The sequence below is a fragment of the Citrobacter sp. genome (assembly GCF_050252275.1).
Classification (GTDB): Bacteria; Pseudomonadota; Gammaproteobacteria; order Enterobacterales; family Enterobacteriaceae; genus Citrobacter_A; species Citrobacter_A amalonaticus.
The window spans coordinates 1-8260 of sequence record NZ_JBFWLF010000208.1 but is presented as its reverse complement, the minus strand read 5'-3'; the positions used below and the strand labels follow the sequence as shown (position 1 = coordinate 8260).

7 protein-coding genes are annotated in these 8260 nt (G+C 56.7%); 2 read left to right on the top strand and 5 right to left on the bottom strand.

Annotated elements, in window-relative coordinates; translation table 11 throughout:
* The 5 genes from AB7E14_RS16510 to AB7E14_RS16490 form a co-directional block, all read right to left on the bottom strand.
* On the bottom strand, positions 1 to 1572 hold a 1572-nt coding region (locus AB7E14_RS16510), incomplete at its 3' end, for an ABC transporter permease (RefSeq protein WP_428169684.1).
* Positions 1573 to 1710: 138 nt separating this feature from the next.
* Entirely contained in the window at positions 1711 to 2742 is a 1032-nt protein-coding gene (locus tag AB7E14_RS16505) for an ABC transporter substrate-binding protein (RefSeq protein ID WP_043001654.1), read from the bottom strand.
* Positions 2739 to 4067, bottom strand: coding sequence for an MFS transporter family glucose-6-phosphate receptor UhpC (gene uhpC / locus AB7E14_RS16500; RefSeq protein WP_316962011.1), 1329 nt, complete (start codon positions 4065 to 4067; stop codon positions 2739 to 2741). Before uhpC ends, AB7E14_RS16505 begins: the two co-directional genes overlap by 4 nt.
* A 60-nt stretch (positions 4068 to 4127) precedes the next feature.
* On the bottom strand, positions 4128 to 5669 hold the full coding sequence (locus AB7E14_RS16495) for an MASE1 domain-containing sensor histidine kinase (protein ID WP_316961970.1): 1542 nt from the start codon (positions 5667 to 5669) through the stop codon (positions 4128 to 4130).
* Positions 5669 to 6298 carry a response regulator transcription factor gene (locus tag AB7E14_RS16490; RefSeq protein ID WP_044328386.1) on the bottom strand — a complete coding sequence of 210 codons (630 nt, stop codon included), beginning with the start codon at positions 6296 to 6298 and terminating at the stop codon, positions 5669 to 5671. The genes AB7E14_RS16495 and AB7E14_RS16490 overlap by 1 nt, the downstream gene beginning before the upstream one ends.
* 545 nt (positions 6299 to 6843) lie before the next feature.
* On the opposite strand from AB7E14_RS16490, the gene tauA reads away from it, so the two are divergent.
* Entirely contained in the window at positions 6844 to 7806 is a 963-nt protein-coding gene (gene tauA, locus AB7E14_RS16485) for a taurine ABC transporter substrate-binding protein (RefSeq protein WP_044328385.1), read from the top strand.
* Between the two features lie 11 nt (positions 7807 to 7817).
* Positions 7818 to 8260, top strand: a 443-nt coding sequence (locus AB7E14_RS16480) for an ATP-binding cassette domain-containing protein (protein ID WP_428169683.1), incomplete at its 3' end; no start/stop codon positions are given.

Here is an 8260-nt window from a genome sequence, read left to right as displayed (position 1 = left end):
GGTGGTGAACTCGATGGTCTTTTTGCCTTTGAACTGCTGGCGCACCACAATCCAGGCGATCAGCAGACCGAAGGCGGCGGTGATCGGCGCGGCAATCCCGGCATACAACAGGGTATCGAGCAGCGAAGGCCATGCGCCGTCACTCATCCCCTGACCAAACAGTTTGATGAAGTTATCCAGCGTCAGGGTGTAGTCCACGCCCCAGTTCACGGTGAAGCTGCCGTAGAAAATGCTGCCATAGAGCAGGGCGTTAAAGGCAATCCATATCGCCAGAATAGCCACCACGCTCCAGACCAGCGTGACCGGCAGTGGCTGGACGTCGCCACGGTACGATTTCCCGGAAACGGTGACGTAAGAGCGCTTGCCAATCCACATGTACTGTACACAGAACACCAGCAGCGAGAACAGCAGCAGGAACGCGCCCAGCGTACTGGCGGCCTGGTAATCAAGCTGTGAGCCGGTGATGTAGAAGTAAATTTGCGTTGCCAGCACGTCGAAGTTCCCGCCGAGCACCAACGGGTTACTGAAGTCGGCCAGCGACTGCACGATGACAATCAGGAAGGCGTTCGCCAGCGCCGGTTTCAGCAGTGGGACAAACACGCCGTTAAACGTCTGCCAGCGGCTGGCGCGCAGGGTATATGACGCTTCTTCCAGCGACGGGTGAATGGTTTTGATCGCGCCGTCGAGGATCATAAACGCCATTGGGGTAAACGCCAGCACCTGTGCCAGCCAGATGCCGGTAAATCCGTACAGCCAGTTGGTGTTGGTCAACCCGAACCAGTCGACCATTAATTCGGTCACATAGCCGGAACGTCCCATCATCAGCGTGACGCCAAGCCCCACCACAAACGGCGGTGTGACGATCGGCAGAATCGAAAAGATACGCCCAATAATGGCGCTTCGCTGAGCGATGCGGGTGGTATAAATCGCCAGTACCAGACCGAAGAAAGTACAGCCGATACCTACCGCAATCGACAGGGCGATAGAGTTGAGGATCACCTGAATGATATGCGCCTGCGACAGCACATTCATAAACGCCAGCGGCGCGAACTCCCCGGCGTCGTTGGTGAACATTGGGATGAAAATGGCGATGCTCGGCCAGACGATAAAGATGCCGATGAGCGCCACGATAGTGACCAGCGAACCGATCACAAACCGGTCGCCGCCCAGCCATTCGAGGCGGGTCAGCGCCAGCGTCATGATCGCCCCCAGCGCGACAAACAGCACGATAGTGGCGTAGCCTAAACCGCGCCCTTCAACGGTAGCGCTGATGACGATAAACGCCATACACAACAGCGCCCAGCCCGCATCGAGGGTGTGGCGGCTGCGCTGTTCGCGTCTCGCTTCGTGGAACGGGCGTACCAGCAGCAGGCTCGGCAGCAGATACCAGAGCCAACTGATATTGAACCGTGACCAGCCGTAGGCCTCGAGGATTTCATCGCTCGTGGACTCCAGCAGACCGTAATCCAGGCTCCAGCTCGGCAGCAGAACGAATGCCAGCCAGCCGAGTAAAACCCAAAGGAATATCGCATCCCGCTTTTTCACAGGATGGAGTGCAAGTGTGTGTGACATACGTTTTCCGGTGTTCAATCCCGAGTAGGCCGGATACGCGTGAGCGCCATCCGGCATTCAGGGTGACGATGATTGCCGGGGGCGGCGTTGCCTTACCCGGCCTACGTAACCTTAACGTCAGGAAGTCATCGTGTGGGCTTATTTACCCATCTTCACTTCGCTGACCCATTTATTGATCAACGCTTTACGGACATCCGTTGAACCGTATTTATCCATGTCATAGTTGATAAGCTTCAGGTCGTCGAGCTTCAGCGAGTTCGGCGAGGTTTCGGCGGTGGTATTGGTCAGGATCTGATAGGACTTGCCTTTCTTCCACGCCAGTTCCTGGGCGTCTTTTGACAGTACCCAATCGACAAACAGTTTGGCGTTGTCGAGGTTACGTGCCCCTTTCAGGATGCTGACGCCGCCGATTTCATAACCGGTACCTTCACACGGAGAGATCAGCTCCAGCGGTGCGCCCTGTTCTTTTTCCAGCGAGTAGTCATGCAGGAAGCCAATGCCGATGGCGGTTTCGCCACGAGCCGCGTTACGCGCCGGGGCAATACCGGATTTGGTGTACTGCGAGACGTTGGCGTTCAGTTGTTTCAGGTAATCAAAGGCCTGATCGTCACCCCAGAGTTGGGCGAAAGTGGCCAGTGCGGTGTAGGCCGTACCGGAGCTTTGCGGATCGGCAATCTGAATTTCACCTTTGTATTCCGGTTTGGTCAGGTCTTTCCAGCATTTCGGCACCGGCAGGTTTTTCTCTTTCAGACGTTGAGTGTTGACGCCAAAACCGAGGATCCCCACGTAGACCGCTGACGAGAGGTTGCCTTTCACTTTCGCCGGATCGCGGAATTTCTCCATGACCTGTTCCAGGTTAGGGGATTTGTACGGCTGCAGCAGACCCATTTCACCGGCCTGAGATTGTGGATCCAACGTGCCGCCGTACCAGACGTCAGCCTGCGGGTTTTTCTTCTCGGCATCAACCTTTGCCAGCGTGCTGCCGGAGCCGTTGCGAATAAACGACGTTTTCACGTCATATTTTTCCCCAAAGGCTTTGGTTTCCGCTTCGCACATCTCGTTGGTGGCGCTGCAATACACCACCAGACGCCCTTTCGCGTGTGCGGCGCCCGATAAGGTCGCCAGCGCAACGGCGGAGGCAATCAGAGTAGAGGTAAGGGTCATTTTCATTGTTTTATCCTTTGACTGAGAGTGGTGGTGATGCCCGCCATCAGCAGCGGCATCAGCAGTAAACCCATAAGTACGGCGGCGACCGAGAGCAAACTGAACATCCCCGACCAGCCGTAGCGTTCAATGACCAGCGACAGAGGCCAGCCCGCCAGCGCTGCCCCCAGATAGGCGAACAGGCCGAGAAAACCAGTGATTGAGCCTGCAGCCGCTTTGTGTCCGCATTCCACCGCCGCCAGACCAATCAACATTTGTGGACCAAAGACAAAAAAGCCCACCGTAAAGAAACAGACAGCAAGCAGGGCGTAATGATGAACGGGTGCCAGCCATAGCGCGGCGACAGAGACCATCAGGCCCAGCGTAAACAGCAAAATCATCGGCGCCCGCTGACCGCTAAATAGCAGGTCCGACCCCCAGCCGGCAAACAGCGCGCCGAGGAGTCCGCCGACTTCAAACAGCATCACCGTGGCGTTGGCGCTGAGCAGGTTGACGCCGTGGCTTTCCGTCAGCCAGATGTTGCCCCAGTCGTTAAGCGCAATGCGGATCAGATAGACCAGTACATACGAAACGCCCAGCAGCCAGATCATCGGGTTTTTCAGCATCGTGGTACGCAGCATTTGCCACAGTCCCATCGGTGGACTCTGTTGCTCCTGGCGCAGTTCCAGCGGATCGTTACGCCAGTTGCCGACGGACGGTAACCCCTCTTCCTGGGGCGTGCCTTTCAGTTGCAGCGCTAACCCTATTCCCAGCGCCATGCTAATTATCCCTGGCATCAGCATTGCGGCCTGCCAGCCCCACCAGTGGGCGGCGAAGGCGCTAATCAGCGGGATAATCGCCCCGCCAATGTTGATAGACATATTCCAGCAGCCCCACCAGAAGCCGCGTTCGTTACGCGAATACCAGTGGGTCAGCAGGCGAGCGCAGGGCGGCCATCCCCAGCCCTGAAAAAATCCGTTCAGCGTCCAGACCGCCAACAGCAGCGTCAGCGACTCGCCAAAAGCAAACACCACGTTCAACAGGCCAGTAGTGAACAGTCCCGCGCCCATAAACCAACGCTGTCCGTGGCTGTCATGCCACAACCCGGCGGTAAATTTCGACAGGCCGTAGGTCAGATAAAACAAGGAACCCAGCAGACCGATGTCACTTTTATCCAGCCCGAGATCGGTTTGCAGCGCTGGCAGCACGTAGTTAACGCTTTTACGCGTCAGGTAAAACGCGGCGTAACCGATGACCATGTACATCAGCAGCCGGGGACGCAGCGTCCGGTAACGTTGTGTGATGTCAGTTGCTGCGCCTGCGTGCATAGCCGTCTCCGTTTTGTTGACTATAAGAAAGAGAAACCGAAAGGGGATGAGAGAAAGTCCGGAGTGACTAAGACTTTTTCCTGGTCAGAAGGCGATTTGTTGCAAATTTGTGGGCAAGTTAACACTTACCCGCGTACCGTGCCGCGATTCCAGCGCCAGTTCACCCCCGAGGGCGCTGACCCGCTCGCGCATTCCCTGAATGCCAAAACCGGCTATCTTGTCTGCACTGATCCCCACGCCGTTGTCGGACACGTCCAGATGCAGCATATCTCCCTGCTGACGCAGAACAATTCGTACTTCGCTGGCCCCGGCGTGTTTACAGATGTTGTTGAGCAACTCCTGTAACAGTCGATAGAGAGTGAAGCGCACCGTTTCATTCTCGGGCATGGTGGTAAGCTGATAGTCAAACTGGCAGTGAATGCCACGTTCCGTAAAGGCAAACTCGTTGAGCAGGTGGAGCAGCGCCTCTTTGAACGACAGTTCGTCCAGCGCGGGTGGGCGAAGCTGGCGCAACAACTGGCGGGTGGAGTGATGGATTCGCCGGGCGAGATCGTTGATCTGGCTGGCGGCGGCCTGGGCTTGCGCCGGATCGTGCGCCCGTTTTACCAGTTGCGACTGGATCTGAATGGCGGTGATGTTTTGCCCAATCTCGTCATGCAGTTCGCGCGCCAGGCTCTTGCGCGTATCCTCTTCGGTATGCACCAGTTTCTCGGCCAGCGCGCGCCGCGCCGCCAGTTCCGCTTCCAGACGCCGGCGATAATGGTGCAGGTTTTGCGCCAGATGCTGCTGACGACTGATGGCGATCCCCAGACCAATACCGAGCAGTGACTGTGTCGCGAGAAAAATCTCCAGTTCAATCAGATTGATGAAGCCCACGCCAATCTGGCGGGCGATGGTGATCATCATGCTGCCGAGTAGCCCCGAGAGCACGCCCCCCTGCCAGCCAAATTTCCACGCCATCACCACGTTGGGCAGAAACACCACAATCAACAGCAGGCGTTCAATCTCTGGCGACAGCACCATCTGGGTGCCAATGCCAATGATAAAAAACAGGCTGCACCAGATGATGAGCGAGGTACGCAGCGGCGGGTTATTGGTGTCCAGACCCAGCAGGTGGTAGCGATGCTGCTGGCGCAGAAACTCGAAGATCAGATAAACGAACGGCGTCAGCAGCACGCCACCGGTAAACGACGCCAGCCCGAGCAGCATCGCCGGACTTTTAACAAACGGCGACAGCAGAGCGGCGTTGAGCAATGAGGCGGCTGTTACCGTGGCCAGCAGCAGCGTCAGCCGCTGCCAGTAAAGAGGGAAACGGTACCAGAAAGTCTGTGCGAGACTGGCGGGAATCATGCTGATAAGCGGTGTGGTCAGCAGAATATAACCATTGAGCAGTTGCTCGCTGTGCAGCCAGAACATCATCATCATCGGTGGCAGCACCAGCGCGAGCCAGTAGCGGCGTGAAAGCAGGATCAGCAGCGCCAGGTAGACGCCGTGCGGCAGGAACAGGGCCGCCTGCTGGCCGTTGTGGGTCAGATAAAAACCAAGCGTCCACAGCATCAGCCAGCCGGTGCCCCAGGCCAGCACAATAAACAGTGAAATGACGACGTGACGGAGGTTGTGCGACATCAATGCCCCGCCAGTAACTGATGGTCGAGAGCGAAATGAACCAGCTCGATAGTGCTGTGACAGTTCAGCTTGCCCAGCACGTTGGCGCGATGGACATGGACCGTTTTATGGCTGAGATCGAGTTTGAAGGCAATCTCCTTAACGCTGTCGCCTTTGACCAGTAAATCAAACACTTCCCGTTCGCGTGGTGTCAGAACCTCCAGTACCGGTGATGACGGTTCTCCACCACGCAACGCCCGCAGCGCATCCGCGCAGAGGTAATGTCCCCCCAGCCCAACGGAACGGACGGCCTGCACTAACTCTTCCGGCCCGCAGCGTTTGGTCAGATAACCGCTGGCTCCCGCATCCAGCGCGCTCTGCACGAAGGCTGGTGTGTCATAGATGCTAAGAATAATGGCGCGAAATTGCGGCCTCTGTGCCCGCAGGCGTTTCAGCAGGCTCAGACCGTTTTCGTCCGGCATGGCGATGTCCATCACCGCAACGTTAACGTCGTCCTGCAACAACGCAGGCCAGGCTTCCGCCGCACTGCTGTACTGGCCTGCGACGTCGAGGTCTTCTTCGAGACTGAGTAACTGCGCAAAGCCGGAACGCACCACCACATGGTCGTCCACCAGCACCACACGTATCATGATATTGCTCTCTTGCCGGATAATGATCCTATGATGCCTGGCGCCGCTGCGCTGGCAATCAATCAGGTACAGTTATGGAATGAATGTAACAAAATGGCAATATTTGGGGGCGCTGGTGGTATGTGTTTTCATGTCATTTCATTAAAGGGGCCCGGGCAAGATTTCAGGCATTTCCATGTCACTTCTTTAAAGGGTTCCGTTCGCTTTATGACTATTGCTTCTTTGGAACTTACTCACCCGCGAACGTGTTAAGGAGGCTCGTCGCCGCCTCCTTAACACGTTCGCGGGAAATTTACGTCCAGAGAATCACGGTTCGTAGGGCGAACGGAACCCTTTGATGAAGTGACATGACAACGTCTGTTCCACGGTTAGAAATACAAGGCGAACGGAACCGTTTGATACGGTGACATGAAAGTCATATCCCAACTAACCATTCCCACTTTTTTTCTAAAAACGCTTTGTTCTTAGCAAGAATTTTTAATTCCTTTATCAAATCCGGCCACAACGAAATACTGCCTCCATAACAAGACAGGGGAGCAGACACTATGGCCGTTTCATCGCGTAATACACTTCTTGCCGCACTGGCATTCATCACCTTTCAGGCGCAGGCGGTGAACGTCACCGTCGCGTATCAAACCTCCGCTGAACCGGCAAAAGTGGCCCAGGCGGATAACACCTTCGCCAAAGAGAGCGGGGCTACCGTCGACTGGCGTAAATTCGACAGCGGCGCGAGTATTGTGCGCGCCTTGGCGTCTGGCGACGTGCAAATCGGTAATCTCGGCTCCAGCCCGCTGGCGGTTGCCGCCAGTCAGCAGGTGCCGATAGAGGTTTTCCTGCTGGCGTCAAAACTCGGTAACTCCGAAGCGCTGGTGGTGAAAAAAACGATCGGTAAACCCAATGATCTGATCGGCAAACGCATCGCGGTGCCGTTTATCTCCACCACCCACTACAGCCTGTTGGCCGCGTTAAAACACTGGGGGATTAAACCCGGTCAGGTGGAGATTGTGAACCTGCAGCCGCCAGCGATTATCGCCGCCTGGCAGCGCGGAGATATTGATGGTGCCTACGTCTGGGCACCTGCCGTTAACGCGCTGGAAAAAGACGGCAAGGTGCTGACCGACTCGGAGAAAGTCGGTGAGTGGGGCGCACCGACGCTGGATGTGTGGGTCGTGCGCAAAGACTTTGCCGAGAAGCATCCGGAGGTAGTGAAAGCCTTCGCGAAAAGCGCCATCGACGCGCAGCAGTCCTATATCGCCAATCCCGACGAATGGCTGAAGCAACCGGAGAACATCAGCAAGCTGTCGCGTCTGAGCGGCGTTCCGGAAGCCGATGTGCCGGGACTGGTAAAAGGCAATACCTATCTCACTCCCCAGCAGCAGACGGCTGAGCTAACCGGACCGGTGAACAAAGCGATTATCGACACCGCGCAGTTTCTGAAAGAGCAGGGCAAGGTGCCTGCGGTGGCAAGCGATTACAGTCAGTACGTCACCGACCGCTTCGTGCAATAAAGGAGGCGCTGATGCTGCAACTTTCTCATCTTTACGCCGATTACGGTGGTAAACCGGCGCTGGAAGATATCAATCTGACGCTCGACAGCGGTGAACTGCTGGTGGTGCTGGGGCCTTCGGGATGTGGCAAAACGACGCTGCTGAACCTGATTGCCGGATTTGTACCGTATCAACACGGTAGCATTCAGCTGGCGGGAAAACGCGTTGACGGGCCGGGGGCAGAGCGCGGCGTGGTGTTTCAGCACGAAGGGCTGCTGCCGTGGCGCAACGTGCAGGATAACGTCGCGTTGGGTCTGCAACTGGCGGGCATCGGGAAAGCGCAGCGTGTCAGCATCGCTCAGGATATGTTGAAAAAAGTGGGGCTGGAAGGCGCGGGAAAACGCTTCATCTGGCAGCTTTCCGGCGGTCAGCGCCAGCGCGTTGGCATTGCCCGCGCGCTGGCGGCGAACCCACA